Origin of the sequence: Bacillus thuringiensis, assembly GCF_001455345.1 — a bacterium.
Classification (GTDB): domain Bacteria; phylum Bacillota; class Bacilli; order Bacillales; family Bacillaceae_G; genus Bacillus_A; species Bacillus_A thuringiensis_N.
In genome coordinates this window covers 3,978,318-3,996,102 of the sequence record NZ_CP013274.1, presented here as the reverse complement: position 1 = coordinate 3,996,102, position 17,785 = coordinate 3,978,318, and the positions used below count along the sequence as shown (strand labels likewise).

Below are 17,785 nucleotides of genomic sequence, written 5' to 3'. Positions count from 1 at the left end.
GTATGGAAGGGGAAGAGGACATGATTAAATTATTTGTAAGTGATTTAGATGACACGCTCGTTTACGATGTGAATCATATGCAAAAAGAAGATGAACGTGCACTTTGTTGGTTAGCTGAAAAAGGGACAAAGATTTGTTTTGCCTCTGGCCGCTTTACTCATCGAATTGATGAAGTCGTAAATAGATTTGCATTCCCGTATTACACAACTAGTTTAAATGGAGCGACGATGTTACTGCCGGATGGAAAAATATTTCATGAATCAAGCTTTGAAGATGGGATTGCCCAGGAAATATATCGATATATCCATAAAAAGGGACTAGCAGATATTGTTTGTGCAAATGAGCAACGATATACAAAAAGAAAGAATGAACATCATCATACTTTTGAAACGTATATGGGCGTACATATTGCTGAAATAGAAGCATTAGAAGAGGAATTTGGTAAAACTGTACACCCTGCGAAATTGTTTGTTTTTGGGGAAGAAGAGACAATTGAAGCGTTAGATCAAGAATTACGAGATACATTTCAGAGCGAAGCGGAAGTTTTCATGTCTGGTAAACGCTATGTTGACATTATGCCGAGGGGAGTAAGTAAAGGGAGTGCTTTAAGGCGACTAATGGAACATTTACAAATTGAAGCAAATGAAGTTGCATGCATTGGAGATTCTTTCAATGATATTTCTATGTTTGAAGTAACCCCGCATTCATTTACTCTTCATCATGCTCACCCATATGTGAAGGAGAAGGCAAATCATATTGTTCGTTCGGTCGAAGAAGCTGTTATGAAATTGCCATTACTTGTATAAAAAAAGAAGCTCGTCAGCGACGAGCTTCTTTTTACTTGAATAAAGATTTAACAAAATCAATGATACTTGAGAAGAAATCTTTCACTTTATCTAGGAAACTTTGCCCTTCTTCAGATCCTAAAAAGGCAGAAACGTGTTCTTTTGCTTTATTTAACTGACTGCCAACTTGATTCCAATCGATATTAAGATTTTTCATTTTATCAAATAGCGCAACTAAGTTATCTAACTGTTCATCCGTTAATGTAATACCAAGTTGATCAGCAATTTTTTTAATTAATGAACGTAAATCTTCAGTCGTTTGTGGCTGCTCTTTTGCAATCTCTTCTTTAATTTTTGCAACAAGTTGAACTGCTTTTTCTTCACCAATTTTATCGCCGAGCTGGGCTGTTTGAACCATTTCTTCATTAGCTACTTTTTTTACTTCTTCAGGAATTGCTTTGTTCGATGTTGTTTCATAGGCCTTCATTAGACCTGTTAAAGCAGCAGTTCCTGAAACTTTAAATGGTGCGGTGATTTGAATCTCCGCATCTTTCACACCCGCTGTAATAAGTGCGTTTGTGTACATTGCATCTGTTATCGAATTAATGTTTTTTGAACGTACAATCAGACCAGATCCTGGTTTTGTGTATGTAATCATAGAAGAGGAAATTGCTCTCGTGCCAATTTGTGCTTTTGGAACAATGCCTTCTAGAAATTTATGTTCTTCCGCATTAGATACAGTAATGATCGTAGCATCTTTCGGTGCTTTCATTTCTTTTAACAGATCTTGTTTTTGCTGTTCGGATAAGTTCTCTCCTAGTGTAACAATTGATTCTCCCTCGATGATGTCTGCAAATGAAGCTGTTGGCATCATAAATACCGTTACAGCTAATAGCAGAGCTAGTAATTTCGTTTTCACGAAAAATCGCTCCCTTTCTCTTTCTAAAATTTTCGGGCAACACAGTTATTATAGTATATTTTTTTTATTTGTCACCTAGCTTTTTCCACATTTCAAAAAAGAAGTATGTAGATTGTCGGATTCTTTTTGTTTCTAGTCATGAATGTGGTAATATAGTGCTGAGATAGTTGAAAGGAGACATATACGTATGAAAACTTTAGGATACATATTAATGGAAAACGGTGAAAAAATCGACTTGGAATTTTTCCCAGAAGAAGCACCGAAAACAGTAGAAAACTTTAAAAAATTAGCAGAGCAAGGATTTTATGATGGTGTGTCATTCCACCGTGTTATTCCTGGCTTCGTAAGCCAAGGTGGAGACCCAACAGGAACAGGTGCAGGTGGCCCAGGTTACTCTATCGCATGTGAAACTGATGGAAATCCTCATAGACACCTTGTAGGATCACTTTCTATGGCTCATGCTGGCCGTAACACAGGCGGTAGCCAATTCTTTATCGTTCATGAGCCACAGCCACATTTAGATGGTGTACATACTGTATTCGGTAAAGCAACAAGCGGTATTGAAACAGTATTAAACATGCGTCAAGGTGATGTAATGAAAGAAGTTAAAGTTTGGGAAGAATAATTTAATGAGAAAAGAGAGCTATTGCTCTCTTTTTTATTTTTTTAATAGGAATGGGTATTCCGTTTACAGTACATGATACAAGTAGTATTGTAATTGTGGTGAAAATATGTCACTTATGAGAACAAAATTTTAACAAATTACATAGAATACATTAGATTACATGTTTCAATAAATATTTTTATTACATTAATTTTGCTAGAATTCATTTGCTCTCAGGTGATGAATATTGAAGTGATAATGAGCAGTGGATGTTTCTTTTAACTTTCATATAACAGCATTTCTTCTTTTATCTACTTAGAAAAAATAGTACTGAAACATATATTTGACTTTCTTCTTTTCGCTTTGTATGATTATCAAGTTGTTTTAAGCCCTTCTCACTCTGTTGAAAATATTGTAAAATGAATGTGATATGAAAAGAGTGGTTGAGGGGATTAATAGTTTGTAACTTTTGTAAGAAGGGATAAGGGTTATGTTAATTCGTTTTAAAAAAAGTTATGAAAAGATTGCAATGGGGCTTCTTTCGTTTATGCCAACTGAAAAAGATGTGAAAACATTACAATTGACTATGAAAGAGTATGAAGCAAAAGATGATTGGCAATTGTATTTGTGGAAACAAAATGAAGATTTTGTTGGAATAATGGGGATTGTAAAAAAAGAGAATCAAGTTTTGGAAATTCAGCATTTGAGTGTGAACCCGTCTCACCGTCATATGGGTATTGGGACGAAGATGGTTCAAGAGTTAAAGAGTAAATTTCTTGAGTTTACAATTTGCGGAAATGAGCAAACAGCAAGTTTTTGCAAAAAGTGTAAAGGGCTTGAACAAAATATACATTCGTGAAAGCAGAGATAAGTAGTTTATTATCTCTGCTTTCTTTTTTGTAATTGTTCGTTTCGTTCAGCAATGACTTCTGTTCGATCACGTAATGTATGTTTATGTATTATATATTCATTAGAAGTAGCATTTACGTCTTTCCAAGGGAGGTTTTGTTTCTGACATAATTCTATGCAGTGCTTTTCTAATGCTGCATCTGATAATGGTAAAAATAACGGTGTAAAACCCTCTTCTTTTTGTATAGATTGCAATCTATCCTCGAGTAAGAATAGAAGTTGTGTCTGATTTATTCCTAAACGTAGTAAAGGTGCACTGTTTTTTTCTAAAATCGTTATGGCGCTTTTCATCATCTTCTCTGCGCCATTCCAGTTAAAGCGTCTTTGATGGTATAAAGATACTGCAATTTGAATAAGACCAACTAAATAATTATCACGATTTCCTCTCGGTTTTGTTTTCCAATATTCTTCCAGTATTTCGTGGCATTCAAAATAATCATAATCTCCATGGAAATGAATTAAAAATTGTATGTATTCGGTAGGATACATTTTCTTCACCCCTGTTTAACGGTTATAAATACAAGTGTATCATAGAAATATGAACAATAAACGACTAGGGAATTTTCCCTAGCCGTTATTGTTCATATTAGCAGAAGCAAGCTGCCCCTACAATAATTAGTAAAATAAACAATACAACAAGTAATGCGAACCCACCGCTAAAACCGCAATCAACGTGACCCATAGTTTTTTGACCTCCTACATTGTTCTTACTACACTGTTATCATATGAAGTGGTGGGCATGATGGCATAGGCATCGGTCTATTTTTAATTAAATTTCTTAAAAAGGTTGGATAGAACATGAGTATGCTCTATACTTATGTTGTTATAGAAAAAATGTGGTGGGATGCTTTGTGCAGTATAATTTTAAAGTAGAGGCTTTTGAAGGGCCTTTAGATTTATTGTTACATTTAATACATCGTTATGAAATTGACATATATAATATTCCTGTAGCGGAAATTACAGAGCAATATTTATCTTATGTTCATACGATGAAAGAACTACAATTAGATGTTGCAAGTGAGTATTTAGTAATGGCTGCAACGTTATTACAAATTAAAAGTAAAATGTTGTTGCCCAAACATGAGGAAGATGTACTTGATAACGGTGATGACTTTATAGATGATCCTCGTCAAGAATTGATGGAGAGGTTAATTGAATATAAGAAATATAAGCAAGTTGCTACTGAGCTAAAAGAAAGAGAACAAGAAAGAGCACAGCTATATACACGTCCGCCAATTGATTTTACATCATTGCAACAAGAAGAGGAGACAAGCTTGCCTCTTGATGTTACGTTATATGATATGCTAGCGGCATTTCAAAAATTAATGCGCCGTAAAAAAGCAAAGACACCTGTAACAACACGTATCACTCGTCAAGAAATACCGATTGAACAGCGCATGACTGATATTTTAAAGCAGTTAGAAATACAAGGTGGTCGTCAAAGTTTTTATGATTTGTTTGTTGATGATGAACGAGAAATAATGGTTGTAACATTCTTAGCGGTGCTTGAGCTTATGAAAAATCAACAAATCATAATCGAACAAGAACATAATTTTGATGAAATTTTCGTATCAAGCTCTACTAAATCTGCATAGAGTTAGTATGGAAAATGAGATAGAAATATTATACCTCATGCTAGGTTTGAATGTATCGTTTGGAACAAGAGAAAAAATATTGAACCGAACGCATTAATTGTGATTCGGTTTTTTGATGTGTATTTTTATGGAGAAAATAGGAGGAAGGAGCTCGTAAAATGGATAGAACAGAACAGAAATCGATCATTGAAGGGCTTTTATTTGTTTCTGGTGATGAAGGAATTTACCCAGAACAAATAGCGAAAGTCCTTGAAATTGAAGGAAATGAAGTAATCGATATTTTAGAAGAAATGCAAAAAGAATGTGAAGGTGCACACCGCGGTTTGCAAATTGTACAGTATGCAAAAGTATATCGTTTTGCTACAAAGAAAGAACATGCGTCGTACTATCAAAAACTAATAGATATCCCAACAGCTGCTTCACTCTCTCAGGCTGCTCTAGAAACGTTAGCGATTGTTGCATATCGTCAACCAATCACGAGAACTGAAATGGAAGAGATTAGAGGAGTGAAAACCGATAAAGCGTTACAAACGTTAGTTTCACACTTACTTATAAAAGAAATGGGAAGAGCGGAAGGGCCAGGGCGTCCTATTTTATATGGAACAACGAAAGAATTTTTGGACACGTTTGGATTGAAAACATTAGATGATTTACCTCCGCTTTCTGAAGAGAACGAACAAATGAATGAAGCAGATTTATTCTTCGGTTCTTTACAAGAGATATCGAAATAAAAGCTTAGCATTTTGCTAAGCTTTTTTTGTATATCAATTATATACCGTGCCATACTAATTGAAAAAAGGAGACGAGTTATGAGAAGTATGCGAAGTATTTTATTATTAGTTTCTGTTTTGTTATGCTTTTCTTTAAATAGTGCATCGGCCAAAAGGTATATGATGTCTATTCATACCGCGTCTCCCTTACATATGCAACGGCAACATTTTGGTAAAATGAAAGTGAGTTTCTTAAAAGTTGGACAAGGTGATGCAACACTTATTACATTGCCAAATGGACAAACGATGTTAATTGATGGAGGACCTTATGAAGCTGGTGAGGTTATCATCCAAAAACTAATTGAAAAAGGAATTAATCATTTAGATGCTATCGTCAGTACTCATCCTGATATGGATCACATTGGAGGGCTCATTCCGATTGTAGAGCAAATGCCGGTATCACTTATATTAGATAGTGGAAAAACATATAGTTCTCTTACTTATCATACGTATCGAACCAATATAAAGAAAAGGGGAATCCCTTTCATTTCAGTAAAAGAGGGCCAACACATACCGCTAGATCCGCATGTTTCCATACAAGTATTAAACAACGGGAAGTCCAAAGATGAAAATAATGAATCTTCAATTGTATTAAAGATTCGATATGGTAAGGCAGATTTTTTACTAATGGGTGATGCTGATGTGCGGACGGAAACTGAAATATTAAAGCAATTTGATGTACATGCAGATGTGTTAAAGGTGGGACATCATGGCTCATATACTTCAACAAGTGAAAGGTTTATAAAGAAGGTAGAACCACAGTTCGCGATTCTTTCATATGGTAGCAGAAATCCGTATGGACATCCGCATCAAAGTGTAGTGAGGCGATTAAAACGACATGGTATAATGATGTATGGAACAAATAGACGTACAGTAGAAATGGAAACAGATGGCGAACATATTACAATAGGATCTAGCGGATTAATGCCATTACTGAAGTGATTCATACGATAGATGATATTGTTCCTTTTTGGAAAAAATGAATAACATATATTATAATTGCGAGAGACGTACTAAGCTTCCTTTTTGTTAAACAAAGAGGAAATTTCATTCGAATGTCTAGACAACTACTCGTGCATATATTAAGATGGAATTAGGCGAATAAGGTAATAATAACAAGTAGGTATTTCATGGGAAAGGATCGATGAAAATGAAAACGCAAGTTGTCATCAATGCCAAAATTTATACAGGTCAAGAAGTAGTGGAAAACGGATTTATTCGTTACGCAGAAACAATTAAAGAAATTGGTTTGATGGCTCAATATGTATCACAAGAAAATGAAGCGGTTTTAGATGCGGCAGGGAAAATTGTGATTCCAGGTATGATTGATGTTCATATTCATGGTGGATACGATATTGATGCGATGGATGCAAATAGCGATGGGTTAGTAACTCTAGGTAAAGAAATGTTAAAAGAAGGAGTTACAACTTACTTCCCAACAACAATGACACAAGCTCCAGAAGCAATCGAAGCAGCACTACATGCTGCGAAGGAAGCGAAAGAAAAAGGAGCACATTTCGAATACATTCACTTAGAAGGACCGTATGTTTCAAAAAAACGTGCAGGTGCACAACCACTTGAACATATTGTACCTGCGAATATTGAACAATTTAAACAATGGCAGGAAGCAAGCGGGAATTTAATTAAATTAGTAACATATGCACCTGAAGAAGAAGGTGCGTTAGAGTTTGAGCAGTATCTTGCTGAAACTGGTGTTGTTGGCACAATGGGACATACAGATGCAATTGATGCGCAACTAAAAAACAGAAACATTACACATGCAACGCATTTATACAATCAAATGCGTGGATTACATCACCGTGAACCAGGAGTTGTGGGTCATGTGTTATTAAATCCAGATGTAATGGTTGAAGTAATTACAGATGGTATTCACATTCACCCCGATATGGTGAAATTAGCATATAAATTAAAAGGACCGAAAAAAGTAAGTGTTATTACTGACGCAATGCGTGCAAAAGGTCTTGAAGATGGATTATATGAGCTTGGCGGACAGCCAGTACATGTAAAAGATGGTAGTGCTCGATTAGAAGATGGAACATTAGCTGGTAGTATTCTAAAAATGGATCAAGCTTTCCGAAATGTAATTGAATTTACAGGTTGTTCAATCGAAGATGCAGTATTAATGACATCAGTGAACCAAGCAGAAGAGTTTGGATTAAATAATAAAGGTGCACTAGCGGTAGGAAAAGATGCAGACTTTGTTGTGATGAATGAAGATTTACATGTATATGATACGGTTCGTTTAGGAATTCATATGAAGGAAGGGAAGTAATTAAATGAATATTCTTGTTGTAAAAACTCCAGAAGAATTAGCAGAAGCAGGTTATAAATTAATTGAAGAAGTTGTAAAAACAAAAGAAAATCCAACATTAGGAATGGCTACAGGAAGCTCTCCATTAGGTATTTATGCAGAAATGCGAAAAAATAAACTTGATACAAGCCGTGTAACCACTGTAAACTTAGATGAGTACGTAAATTTACCACATGAAGATAAAAACAGCTATCACTATTTCATGCAAGAACAGTTGTTTGATCATCTTCCATTTAAACAAACTTATGTACCAAACGGGATGGCAAGTGATTTAGAGGAAGAGTGCAAACGTTACGAGGGCATTCTAGCTGCTAACCCAGTTGACCTACAGATTCTTGGAATCGGTGAAAACGGTCACATCGGATTTAATGAGCCAGGAACACCGTTTAATTCTCCAACAAACATTGTTGAATTAACAGAATCTACACGCCAAGCAAACCTTCGCTTCTTCGAAAAAGAAGAAGATGTGCCAACTCATGCAATTACAATGGGAATTGGAAGCATTATGAAAGCGAAACAAGTTCTACTTGTTGCTATGGGTTCTAAAAAGGCAGAAGCTGTTAAAGAATTATTGCAAGGTGAATATAGTGAAGAGTGTCCGGCTACAGTTTTACAACGTCATCCGAATGTAACCGTAATCGCTGATCAAGAAGCTCTATCTTTATGCAGTGAGGCGATTGCTGATGAACATCGACAAGTATTCACCATTTCCGATCTATTATCAGATTCAAGAGTGGGTGAAACAGCTAATTGAGGACGGCGAATGGAAGCCGGGAGATAAAATCCCATCTGAGAATGAACTTTGTGATAAGTTCGAAGTGAGTCGTATGACAATCAGACAGGCGATTAATAATTTAGTGGAACAAGGCTATTTATATCGGAAGCGTGGAATTGGAACATTTGTCCAACTTCCGAAAGTGGAACAAAAATTGCAAGGAATGACGGGATTCACAGAAGACATGATTTCTCGTGGGATGAACCCAAGTAGTCAATTACTTAGTTTCCGCCTAGTTCCAGCTACTGCTAAAATAGCAGACCGGTTGAGAATACAGGAGGGGGAATCGGTTTATGAAGTGAGGCGTATTCGCTTAGCTGATGATGAACCGATTGCTTTTGAGACGACATATTTGTCGCCAGCTCTTGTAAAAGATATTAACGAAGAGATATTGCAACAATCTTTATATGAACATTTAGAGAAAAAACTGGGCTTTAAACTTGTTAGCGCTACTCAGTCAATTGAAGCTTCCGTTGCGACGGAAAATGAAGCTGAACATCTGCATATTCCTAAAAAGGCGCCTGTACTTGTAATGCGTCAATGGTCATATTCAGAAGGTGAGATACCGCTAGAGTACGTGAAATGTATTTATCGTGGAGATCGTTATAAATTTATTACGAATATCGCACGTAACAAATAGTATATTTCAGTTTGTGAAGTACAGTGGAATTGAAAATGATTAACATGTAAAGAAATAAAAATACGACTCATCCTTATAAGGAATGAGTCGTATTTTTATTATAAGCAATTACGTGGTTAACAGCATCTTTGACGTGATTTACTACATAGTGAGCGTGTTTTTTTACTGCATCATCTGCTTGCGACATAGCAAAACTGTGAGGAGTTAAAGAAAACATAGGAATATCATTGTAAGAATCCCCTATACAAGCAATTTCCTCAGGTTTTATTTGAAACTCATCTAATAAAACAGAAATGGCAGAGCCTTTACTAATATTCGGTGGCATTACATCTAAACATTGTTCTGCTGAAATGAAAGTACTAACTTTTCCGTGGAATTTTTCATCAATTTTTTTCTGAAGGAGTTGCAAACTCTCCTTTGTTCCACCGACAGAAATTTTATTTGGAAAAATTGTATCATCTATTTTCTGTAATAAATTTGGTTCTTCAACAGAAGTCATCGTTACTTGTTGCTCAAGTTCATGAATAAACGGTGTCTTCTCTTCAATATAGTAATTATGTTCATCACTAACATAACGGAAATAAGGATCTTCATTCGTCATGTCTAACAACTCAGGAAGAATGCTGGAATCAAAAGTTGCAGATAAGAGTTGCTTATTTTCATCTGTATATACGAAAACACCATTAACACTAATACGATGGAAATTTGTATTTACAGCTTTCATTAAGTCTGCGATTTCATTATCAAGTCGTCCAGAGGCGAAACAAAGAATAACATTTTGCTCAGCAAGACTGCGCAGTGCCGCAACATCCTGCTCATCAATGAGACCTCCGTGTTGCATCATTGTACCATCGATATCACTTACAAACATTTTAATCATATTGTTATCTCCTTTCTATGTACAGTTGCTCTTACATTATACGCATCATATATAAACATGTCTAAAAAATGAATTTTTATGAAATGGTAGATGTTTTACATTGACGACAAATAAGAATGTTCTGTAACATAAAAGCAGGCTATTTAAGTACGAGGGTGGTGTAATATGAGTAATTATCTAGAAATTAAAAAAGTTTTAAATAATAATGTCATCATTGCTAGCCATCCTGAACACGAGGAAGTAGTAGTGATTGGTAAAGGGATTGGTTTTGGAAAGAAAGCGAAAGATGTATTGGAGCAAGAACAAATTGAAAAAATGTTTGTTTTAAAAAATGAACGTGATCGTGAACAATACAAACTGTTAGTACCGCATGTGAGTGAAAAATTAATTGAATTAATGAATGATATTATGTTCTATATTCAAGAAAAAGCAAAATCACCATTGAATGAACATATTCATATCGCTTTAACAGATCATATTTCTTTTGCAATTAAGCGATTAAAACAAGGACTTACAATTGATAATCCTTTTTTAGTTGAAACGAAAATGCTCTATCCAGAAGAATATGAAATTGCTGAAGGTGTTGTAGACCTTTTAAATTCTCGTTTGCAAATTACATTGCCAGAGGGAGAAGTTGGTTTTATTGCACTCCATATTTACAGTTCACTTACAAATTCAGATCTATCTTCAGTTAATCAAAACTCCCGTCTCATTGCACAGCTTGTATCTTTAATTGAGACGAACTTACAAATTACATTAGACCAAGAAAGTATCCACTATTTACGCCTTATCCGTCATTTACAATATGCTATTGAACGGGTGAAAAAAGGGGAGAAAGTAGAGGAATCACAAAGTTTTGCTGAGTTATTAAAGGCGGAATATCCTGTCTGCTATAATTTAGCTTGGAAGCTAGTTAAGGTCATGCAAAAAGAATTACAACTTCCTGTGTATGAGGCAGAGAGCATATATTTAACGATGCACCTGCAGCGCTTAGTGAAAGCAGAACATGTGTAAAAAGTCATATATTTTTGTCTAAAATGAAAACGTTAAAAAAAATCATTGAATCGCTTACAATAGTTATGTATAATAACTATTGCAAAGTTATACAAATTTCGACAAACACATTAAGGGAAATAACGAAAACGTTTGCCTTAATTATAGTGAACTTATACGTAAACCTATTTTTGACACGTGTTACTGATTCGATCAGGCATGAGTGGAGAAAAGTAAGGAATGTAAGCTAGAGAAAGGGATATACTACCCTTTGTATAGCTATCGTTCTATCTTTTTTTCCTCATGTCTTTTTGGCGTTTGTCGGAAGGTATCAATATAGATAAGAGAGGAAGGGTTTCCATGTTTAAGAAGATCTTTGGTGTTCTTCAAAAAGTCGGAAAAGCGTTAATGCTTCCAGTTGCGATTTTACCGGCAGCAGGTATTTTACTTGGATTTGGTAATGCATTTCAAAATCCACAGTTAACAAATGTTATTCCTGCATTAAAAGCAGATTGGTTCGTAATGGTAGCAAAAATTATGGAACAATCTGGTGATATTATTTTCGCTAACCTTGCATTATTATTCGCAGTTGGGGTAGCAATTGGTTTAGCTGGTGGAGATGGAGTAGCTGGTTTAGCAGCATTCGTCGGTTACTTAATTATGAACAAAACGATGAGTGTGTTCTTAGAAGTAGATAAGCTAGTGAAAGTAACAAGTTCTGGAGCAGATCCAGTAAAAATTGGATTTGCAGATCCAGCATATGCAAACGTATTAGGAATTCCAACGCTACAAACAGGAGTATTTGGTGGTATTATCGTCGGTATAGTAGCGGCATATTGCTATAATAAATACTTCAACATTGAATTACCATCATACTTAGGTTTCTTCGCAGGTAAGCGTTTCGTACCGATCGCAACTGCAACATTCTCTTTAGTAGTAGGTATTATCATGTGCTTCGTTTGGCCATACATTCAAGGTGGCTTAAATACGTTCTCACATCAAATGATTGATGCAAATAGAACATTAGCAGCATTCATATTCGGTTTAATTGAACGTTCATTAATTCCATTTGGATTACATCACATTTTCTATTCACCGTTCTGGTTCGAATTCGGTCAGTATACAAATGCAGCTGGCGAATTAATCCGTGGTGACCAAAAAATCTTTATGGCACAGTTAAAAGACGGTGTAGAATTAACAGCAGGTACATTTACAACTGGTAAGTATCCGTTCATGATGTTCGGTCTTCCAGCAGCAGCTTTAGCAATGTACCATGAAGCACGTCCAGAAAATAAAAAATTAGCAGCTGGTATTTTAGGTTCTGCTGCATTAACATCTTTCTTAACAGGTATTACAGAACCACTTGAATTTTCATTCTTATTCGTAGCACCAGTACTATTCGGAATTCATGCCGTATTCGCTGGTCTATCATTTATGACAATGCAAATTTTAGGTGTTAAAATTGGTATGACATTCTCTGGTGGTTTAATTGACTTTATGTTATTCGGTGTACTACCAGGCCGTACAGCATGGTGGTGGGTAATTATTGTTGGTCTTGTACTAGCAGTTATTTACTACTTCGGATTCCGCTTTGCAATCCGTAAATGGGATTTAAAAACACCTGGTCGTGAAGTAGCAAATGCGAATGACGGTGCAGGTAAAGCAGAAGCAGGAGAACTTCCTCGTGAAGTATTAGTGGCACTTGGTGGTAAAGAAAACATTGCTTCTTTAGATGCTTGTATTACTCGTTTACGTGTTCAAGTTAACGAACAAAAGAATGTAAACAAAGATCGCTTAAAAGAGCTTGGAGCAGCTGGTGTACTTGAAGTTGGAAATAACATTCAAGCTATTTTTGGACCGAAATCTGACACATTAAAATCACAAATTCATGATATTATGTCAGGTCGTACACCTCATGTTGAAAAAGAAGAGCCTGTAAAGGTAGAAGAAACTCCTAAACAAGTTGATGCAAACGAAACAATCGTTTCACCAATTGAAGGGAAAATCTTACCGATTACAGAAGTACCTGATCAAGTATTCTCAGGGAAAATGATGGGAGACGGATTTGCAATCGAGCCAACAGAAGGAACAGTAGTTTCTCCAGTTAATGGTGAAATCGTCAACGTATTCCCTACAAAGCATGCGATTGGTATTCAATCTGAAGGTGGAAAAGAAATTTTAATCCACTTCGGTATTGATACTGTAAAATTAAATGGTGAAGGTTTTGAAGCACTTGTAGCACAAGGCGACAAAGTGAAACAAGGACAACCATTATTAAAAGTAGATCTTGCATTTGTAAAAGAAAATGCACCATCTATCATTACACCGATTGTATTTACGAATTTACAACAAGGGCAACAAGTCGAATTGAAAAAAGATGGAAATGTTAAGAAGGGCGAAAACGCTATTATTGACATTCAGTAGGAATTTGACGCAAAATGTTTATAATTATAATAGGCGATGTGGTTGACCGAACATCGCCTATTATATACAATAGATGATGTAGTACTCACGTCTATACAACTAAAAAATACTGTAATTTAAAGGAGATAAATTATCATGGAAAAAATCTTTAAAGTAACTAGCGACTCAGGAATTCATGCTCGTCCAGCAACTCTACTTGTAAACACTGCAAGCAAATTTGGTTCTGACATTAACTTAGAGTATAACGGAAAAAACGTTAACTTAAAATCAATCATGGGCGTTATGTCTTTAGGCATTCAACAAAACGCAGAAATTAAAATCACTGCAAATGGTGATGATGCAGCTCAAGCACTAGCAGCTATCGAAGAAACTATGAAAAACGAAGGATTAGGAGAATAATGACTCTTAACATTCAAGGGATCGCTGCATCAAGTGGGATTGCTATTGCAAAGGCTTTCAGACTTGAAAATCCTGAATTTAACATCGAAAAGAAATCAATTACAAACGAAGCTGCAGAAATTGCACGCTTAGAAGCTGCGCTTGAGAAAGCAAAAACTGAATTAGAAGCTATTAAGGACCACGCTTTTGCTGAGCTAGGTGCTGACAAAGCTGCGATCTTTGAAGCACATTTATTAGTGTTAAATGATCCAGAACTAGTAAACCCAGTAAAAGATAAAGTAAATAGCGAAAAAGTAAATGCTGAATTTGCAATGGATGAAGTTGCATCAATGTTTATTTCTATGTTTGAAAACATGGATAACGAATATATGAAAGAACGTGCTGCGGACATTCGTGACGTAACAAAACGTGTTCTTGCACATTTACTAGGCATTAACTTCTCAAATCCAGGTACAATTTCTGAAGAAGTAATCATTATTGCTGAAGATTTAACACCATCTGATACAGCTCAGTTAAACCGTAAGTATGCAAAAGGTTTTACTACTGATATCGGCGGACGTACATCTCACTCTGCAATTATGGCTCGTTCTATGGAAATTCCAGCTGTTGTTGGTACAAAAGTTGTTATGGAGAAAATCCAAAACGGCGATATCGTAATCATCGATGGTTTAGATGGAGAAGTAATTGTAAACCCATCAGAAGAAACTCTTCGCTCGTTTGAAGAAAAGAAAGCGAAATTTGAAGAGCAAAAAACTGAATGGGCAAAATTAAAAGACCAAGCTACTGTAACAAGTGATGGACATCACGTTGAGCTTGTTGCAAATATCGGAACACCAAATGATGTACAAGGTATTATCGATAATGGCGGAGAAGGCGTTGGTTTATACCGTACAGAATTCTTATATATGGGCCGTGACAATCTTCCAACAGAAGAAGAGCAGTTCGAAGCGTATAAAGCAGTTCTTGAAGGTGTAAAAGAAGGTCAACCTGTTGTTGTTCGTACACTTGACATCGGTGGAGATAAAGAGCTTCCATACTTACATTTACCAAAAGAAATGAACCCATTCTTAGGATACCGTGCAATTCGCTTATGTCTTGATGAGCAAGATGTGTTCCGTACACAACTTCGTGCATTACTTCGTGCAAGCGTATACGGTAACTTAAAAATTATGTTCCCAATGATTGCAACTCTTGATGAGTTCCGTCAAGCGAAAGCAATCTTATTAGAAGAGAAAGCGAAACTTGTAGAAGCGGGTACAACTGTTTCTGATTCTATTGAAGTTGGTATGATGGTTGAAATCCCAGCTTCAGCAGTATTAGCAGATCAATTCGCAAAAGAAGTTGATTTCTTCTCTATCGGAACAAATGACTTAATTCAATACACAATGGCTGCAGACCGTATGAACGAACAAGTATCTTACTTATACCAACCGTATAACCCATCTATTTTACGTCTTGTAAAAATGGTTATCGATGCTGCTCATAAAGAAGGCAAATGGGCTGGTATGTGTGGAGAGATGGCGGGGGATTCACTTGCTATCCCATTATTATTAGGATTAGGTTTAGATGAGTTCAGTATGAGTGCAACATCTATTCTTCCTGCAAGAACACAACTAAGCAAGTTGTCAAAAGCAGAAATGGAAACATTAGCAGAAAAAGCATTAATGATGTCAACTGCTGAAGAAGTTGTTGAACTAGTAAAAAGCATATAATCAATAAAAAAACCTGAGTCGATTTGAAATCGGTCTCAGGTTTTTTCTATGAGAAAAGTAAATCTTATTTTCTTACTATAGAGGATAAGGAACAGAATTAGATAGCGATAGCAACGATATCAGTTGGGCATACACGTAAAATACCAGTAAAAGTATTACGGTTTTGATTGTTCTTATCGTCTTTATTGTTATCTTTGTTATCTTTGTTATTACGAGCTAAAGCAGAGAAAAGAGCAACACCGTTAGCGAAACCTTCAAAAATTACATTGTTGAAAGTACCGTTACCTCTAATGCTTAAAAGAGAAAGCTCTGTTCCAACTGAAATGCTAGCAAGTACGTTACATACAGCTGGTTGTTGTGGTCTAACTACTTCTTTCTCTTTCTCTTTCTCATGATGTCTGCACTCTCTTTCATGATGATGACAGTCTCTAAAGTTATCACAGCATCCAAATGATCCAAACATAATCCTCATCACCCCCTTCACACTTATAATCTATGTAAGTTCGGTAGTGAGTGACTGGACAGAGAGTGGAATTTTTTCTAGGGGATTTTCTCATTTTAAATGACTAGCTGGGTGTTTATTACGGGATGATGTTTAAAATAGGATAGATATCACAAAAAATGTAAAGACCACCGAAATGAATGAAATAGGTAGCCCTTACACTTTTTTGCTTTTATATAAAACGATGATATATACAGGAAGAGCTAAGAGTAGTGGTACAATGGATCGTGCAGTATGTTTTTCTGCTTCTAATTGGAATGCTTCTTCTTTTGGAAATTGTAAAACTGAAATGTTTGCAGCATCTCCAATAAAATATAGAAGCAGTACAGTTACTATGTAACATAAAAGTGCAATAAAGCTTCCGTATGAACTCAATGAAAATCCCTCTCTTGTTATCTATTTGTTATCATTGTATCACAATTGTAACAAAAATACACGGTTATATTTTGATGGTTTAACAAAATTCGACACAAAACGCCATTTGTTTGTATGGAAATAGTATGAAATTTACTGTTTTTTATATGTAGATGTCGAATAATACATTGTAATATTACGGATGTGTGACAGAACATAAAAAAACGAAGGTAATGAAATTACCTTCGTTTTTTATTATTTTGCCCATTCACTTACTTGCTCTACGCTCATTCGTGGTGCAGGGTGACCTTTTAAAGTTGATTCACCAATTGTAATAAGCATAATTGGTACGTAACGAGATGAAACATTGAATTCTTCTGTAAGTGCCTGTGGGTTGAAACCACCAATAGCACAAGTATCCCAGCCAGTTGCTTTAGCTGCAAGCATAAGTTGCATTGCTGCTAAAGATGCATTTGAAAAGGCTGCATCTCTTGGGAATTGCTCACGAGCGTATGCAGACTCAATATTTTTAGCTAAGCGCTCTTTTGCTTCTTCTTTCATAAATCCTTGTTCTACAATTGGACCATAAACTGGTTCAACGTTTTTATAAGCTTCTAAATCACCTAAAATAGCGACTACAGCAGAAGCATCAAGTATTTGTTGCTGGTTATAAGCAATTGGATGTAATCGTTTCTGTACATCTTCACCTTGGAATACGAGGAATTTCCAGTGCTGCAAGTTCCAAGCAGAAGGTGCTTGAGCAGCTCCCTTTAAAATCTCGTGTAACTCTGTAGATGAAATTTCTTTTTCTGGGTTGAATGCACGTGTAGATGTGCGTTCATATAGAACGTTAAAAAAGTTATCGTTTGTCATTATATATCCTCCAAATTACATATCAAATTATGAAAAAATACTTGTAATGTATTCTACTTACATTTTGTAAGTTGTCGAATTTAAGAATATAATATATTTATTTTAATTGTCAAGTTTTAATGAGAAAGCTAGGGCATTCATACAAACGATACAATTTCTATAATCATACACTAAAAAAGGAATTTATAGAGTGAAAAAACGAAGAGAACATTCTCAATTAGCTTGTTAATATGTATTCCTCATTGATTAGAGTTTTTAGAGAACGATCTTTTATAAAATGTTTGTGAGGAATTCAGTAGAACAAGATATATGAAGTGAG

General features: G+C 35.5%; 20 protein-coding genes. 13 read left to right on the top strand and 7 right to left on the bottom strand.

Going from position 1 to position 17,785, the window contains the following annotated elements:
* Positions 1 to 2: 2 nt before the first annotated feature.
* Positions 3 to 806 carry a Cof-type HAD-IIB family hydrolase gene (locus ATN06_RS20690; protein ID WP_060632145.1) on the top strand — a complete coding sequence of 268 codons (804 nt, stop codon included), beginning with the start codon at positions 3 to 5 and terminating at the stop codon, positions 804 to 806.
* Positions 807 to 837: 31 nt separating this feature from the next.
* Here ATN06_RS20690 and ATN06_RS20685 read toward each other — a convergent pair whose 3' ends face one another.
* Positions 838 to 1,704 (bottom strand): DUF1002 domain-containing protein, encoded by an 867-nt coding sequence (locus ATN06_RS20685; protein ID WP_060632144.1) that lies wholly within the window; start codon positions 1,702 to 1,704, stop codon positions 838 to 840.
* A gap of 187 nt (positions 1,705 to 1,891) precedes the next feature.
* Between ATN06_RS20685 and ATN06_RS20680 the strand changes: the two genes are divergently transcribed.
* Positions 1,892 to 2,329, top strand: a complete 438-nt coding sequence (locus ATN06_RS20680; RefSeq protein ID WP_060632143.1) for a peptidylprolyl isomerase — start codon at positions 1,892 to 1,894, stop codon at positions 2,327 to 2,329.
* A gap of 469 nt (positions 2,330 to 2,798) precedes the next feature.
* Positions 2,799 to 3,167: a GNAT family N-acetyltransferase RibT gene (gene ribT, locus ATN06_RS20670; RefSeq protein WP_060632142.1), complete on the top strand. Its 369-nt coding sequence runs from the start codon at positions 2,799 to 2,801 to the stop codon at positions 3,165 to 3,167.
* A 20-nt stretch (positions 3,168 to 3,187) separates the two neighbouring features.
* Here ribT and ATN06_RS20665 read toward each other — a convergent pair whose 3' ends face one another.
* Both ATN06_RS20665 and ATN06_RS20660 read right to left on the bottom strand, forming a co-directional pair.
* Positions 3,188 to 3,706, bottom strand: a complete 519-nt coding sequence (locus tag ATN06_RS20665; RefSeq protein WP_060632141.1) for a DUF309 domain-containing protein — start codon at positions 3,704 to 3,706, stop codon at positions 3,188 to 3,190.
* Between the two features lie 97 nt (positions 3,707 to 3,803).
* Entirely contained in the window at positions 3,804 to 3,899 is a 96-nt protein-coding gene (locus ATN06_RS20660) for a YjcZ family sporulation protein (protein ID WP_000510194.1), read from the bottom strand.
* A gap of 169 nt (positions 3,900 to 4,068) precedes the next feature.
* On the opposite strand from ATN06_RS20660, the gene scpA reads away from it, so the two are divergent.
* From scpA to ATN06_RS20625, 6 genes are all read left to right on the top strand, one after another.
* Complete coding sequence (gene scpA, locus ATN06_RS20655; RefSeq protein WP_060632140.1) at positions 4,069 to 4,812, top strand: segregation/condensation protein A; 744 nt, start codon at positions 4,069 to 4,071, stop codon at positions 4,810 to 4,812.
* Between the two features lie 158 nt (positions 4,813 to 4,970).
* The gene (gene scpB, locus ATN06_RS20645; protein WP_000376224.1) at positions 4,971 to 5,543 is read left to right on the top strand and encodes a segregation/condensation protein ScpB; all 573 of its coding nucleotides are present in this window, start codon (positions 4,971 to 4,973) and stop codon (positions 5,541 to 5,543) included.
* Positions 5,544 to 5,621: 78 nt separating this feature from the next.
* Positions 5,622 to 6,524: a ComEC/Rec2 family competence protein gene (locus ATN06_RS20640; protein ID WP_060632139.1), complete on the top strand. Its 903-nt coding sequence runs from the start codon at positions 5,622 to 5,624 to the stop codon at positions 6,522 to 6,524.
* Between the two features lie 208 nt (positions 6,525 to 6,732).
* A complete protein-coding gene (gene nagA, locus ATN06_RS20635; RefSeq protein ID WP_016086448.1) occupies positions 6,733 to 7,875 on the top strand; it encodes an N-acetylglucosamine-6-phosphate deacetylase in 1,143 nt (380 codons plus the stop codon).
* Positions 7,876 to 7,879: 4 nt separating this feature from the next.
* Positions 7,880 to 8,668: a glucosamine-6-phosphate deaminase gene (gene nagB, locus ATN06_RS20630; protein ID WP_060632138.1), complete on the top strand. Its 789-nt coding sequence runs from the start codon at positions 7,880 to 7,882 to the stop codon at positions 8,666 to 8,668.
* Positions 8,598 to 9,329, top strand: coding sequence for a GntR family transcriptional regulator (locus tag ATN06_RS20625; protein WP_014894892.1), 732 nt, complete (start codon positions 8,598 to 8,600; stop codon positions 9,327 to 9,329). The genes nagB and ATN06_RS20625 overlap by 71 nt, the downstream gene beginning before the upstream one ends.
* 73 nt (positions 9,330 to 9,402) lie before the next feature.
* Here the strand turns inward: ATN06_RS20625 and ATN06_RS20620 are convergent, their stop codons facing one another.
* Positions 9,403 to 10,209, bottom strand: coding sequence for a Cof-type HAD-IIB family hydrolase (locus tag ATN06_RS20620; protein WP_060632137.1), 807 nt, complete (start codon positions 10,207 to 10,209; stop codon positions 9,403 to 9,405).
* A gap of 165 nt (positions 10,210 to 10,374) precedes the next feature.
* Between ATN06_RS20620 and glcT the strand changes: the two genes are divergently transcribed.
* The 4 genes from glcT to ptsP all read left to right on the top strand — a co-directional run bounded on the left by glcT (position 10,375) and on the right by ptsP (position 15,737).
* Positions 10,375 to 11,223, top strand: a complete 849-nt coding sequence (gene glcT, locus ATN06_RS20615; RefSeq protein ID WP_060632136.1) for a glucose PTS transporter transcription antiterminator GlcT — start codon at positions 10,375 to 10,377, stop codon at positions 11,221 to 11,223.
* Positions 11,224 to 11,562: 339 nt separating this feature from the next.
* The gene (ptsG, locus tag ATN06_RS20610; protein ID WP_060632135.1) at positions 11,563 to 13,626 is read left to right on the top strand and encodes a PTS glucose transporter subunit IIABC; all 2,064 of its coding nucleotides are present in this window, start codon (positions 11,563 to 11,565) and stop codon (positions 13,624 to 13,626) included.
* Positions 13,627 to 13,761: 135 nt separating this feature from the next.
* Positions 13,762 to 14,025 carry a phosphocarrier protein HPr gene (ptsH, locus tag ATN06_RS20605; protein ID WP_000411080.1) on the top strand — a complete coding sequence of 88 codons (264 nt, stop codon included), beginning with the start codon at positions 13,762 to 13,764 and terminating at the stop codon, positions 14,023 to 14,025.
* A complete protein-coding gene (ptsP, locus tag ATN06_RS20600; RefSeq protein ID WP_060632134.1) occupies positions 14,025 to 15,737 on the top strand; it encodes a phosphoenolpyruvate--protein phosphotransferase in 1,713 nt (570 codons plus the stop codon). The genes ptsH and ptsP overlap by 1 nt, the downstream gene beginning before the upstream one ends.
* Before the next feature lie 97 nt (positions 15,738 to 15,834).
* Here the strand turns inward: ptsP and ATN06_RS20595 are convergent, their stop codons facing one another.
* The 3 genes from ATN06_RS20595 to ATN06_RS20585 form a co-directional block, all read right to left on the bottom strand.
* Positions 15,835 to 16,200 (bottom strand): DUF3915 domain-containing protein, encoded by a 366-nt coding sequence (locus ATN06_RS20595; protein ID WP_042514713.1) that lies wholly within the window; start codon positions 16,198 to 16,200, stop codon positions 15,835 to 15,837.
* Positions 16,201 to 16,395: 195 nt separating this feature from the next.
* Positions 16,396 to 16,614 carry a hypothetical protein gene (locus tag ATN06_RS20590; RefSeq protein ID WP_060632133.1) on the bottom strand — a complete coding sequence of 73 codons (219 nt, stop codon included), beginning with the start codon at positions 16,612 to 16,614 and terminating at the stop codon, positions 16,396 to 16,398.
* 234 nt (positions 16,615 to 16,848) lie between these two features.
* The gene (locus ATN06_RS20585; protein WP_000180385.1) at positions 16,849 to 17,466 is read right to left on the bottom strand and encodes a nitroreductase family protein; all 618 of its coding nucleotides are present in this window, start codon (positions 17,464 to 17,466) and stop codon (positions 16,849 to 16,851) included.
* Between the last annotated feature and the right edge of the window lie 319 nt (positions 17,467 to 17,785).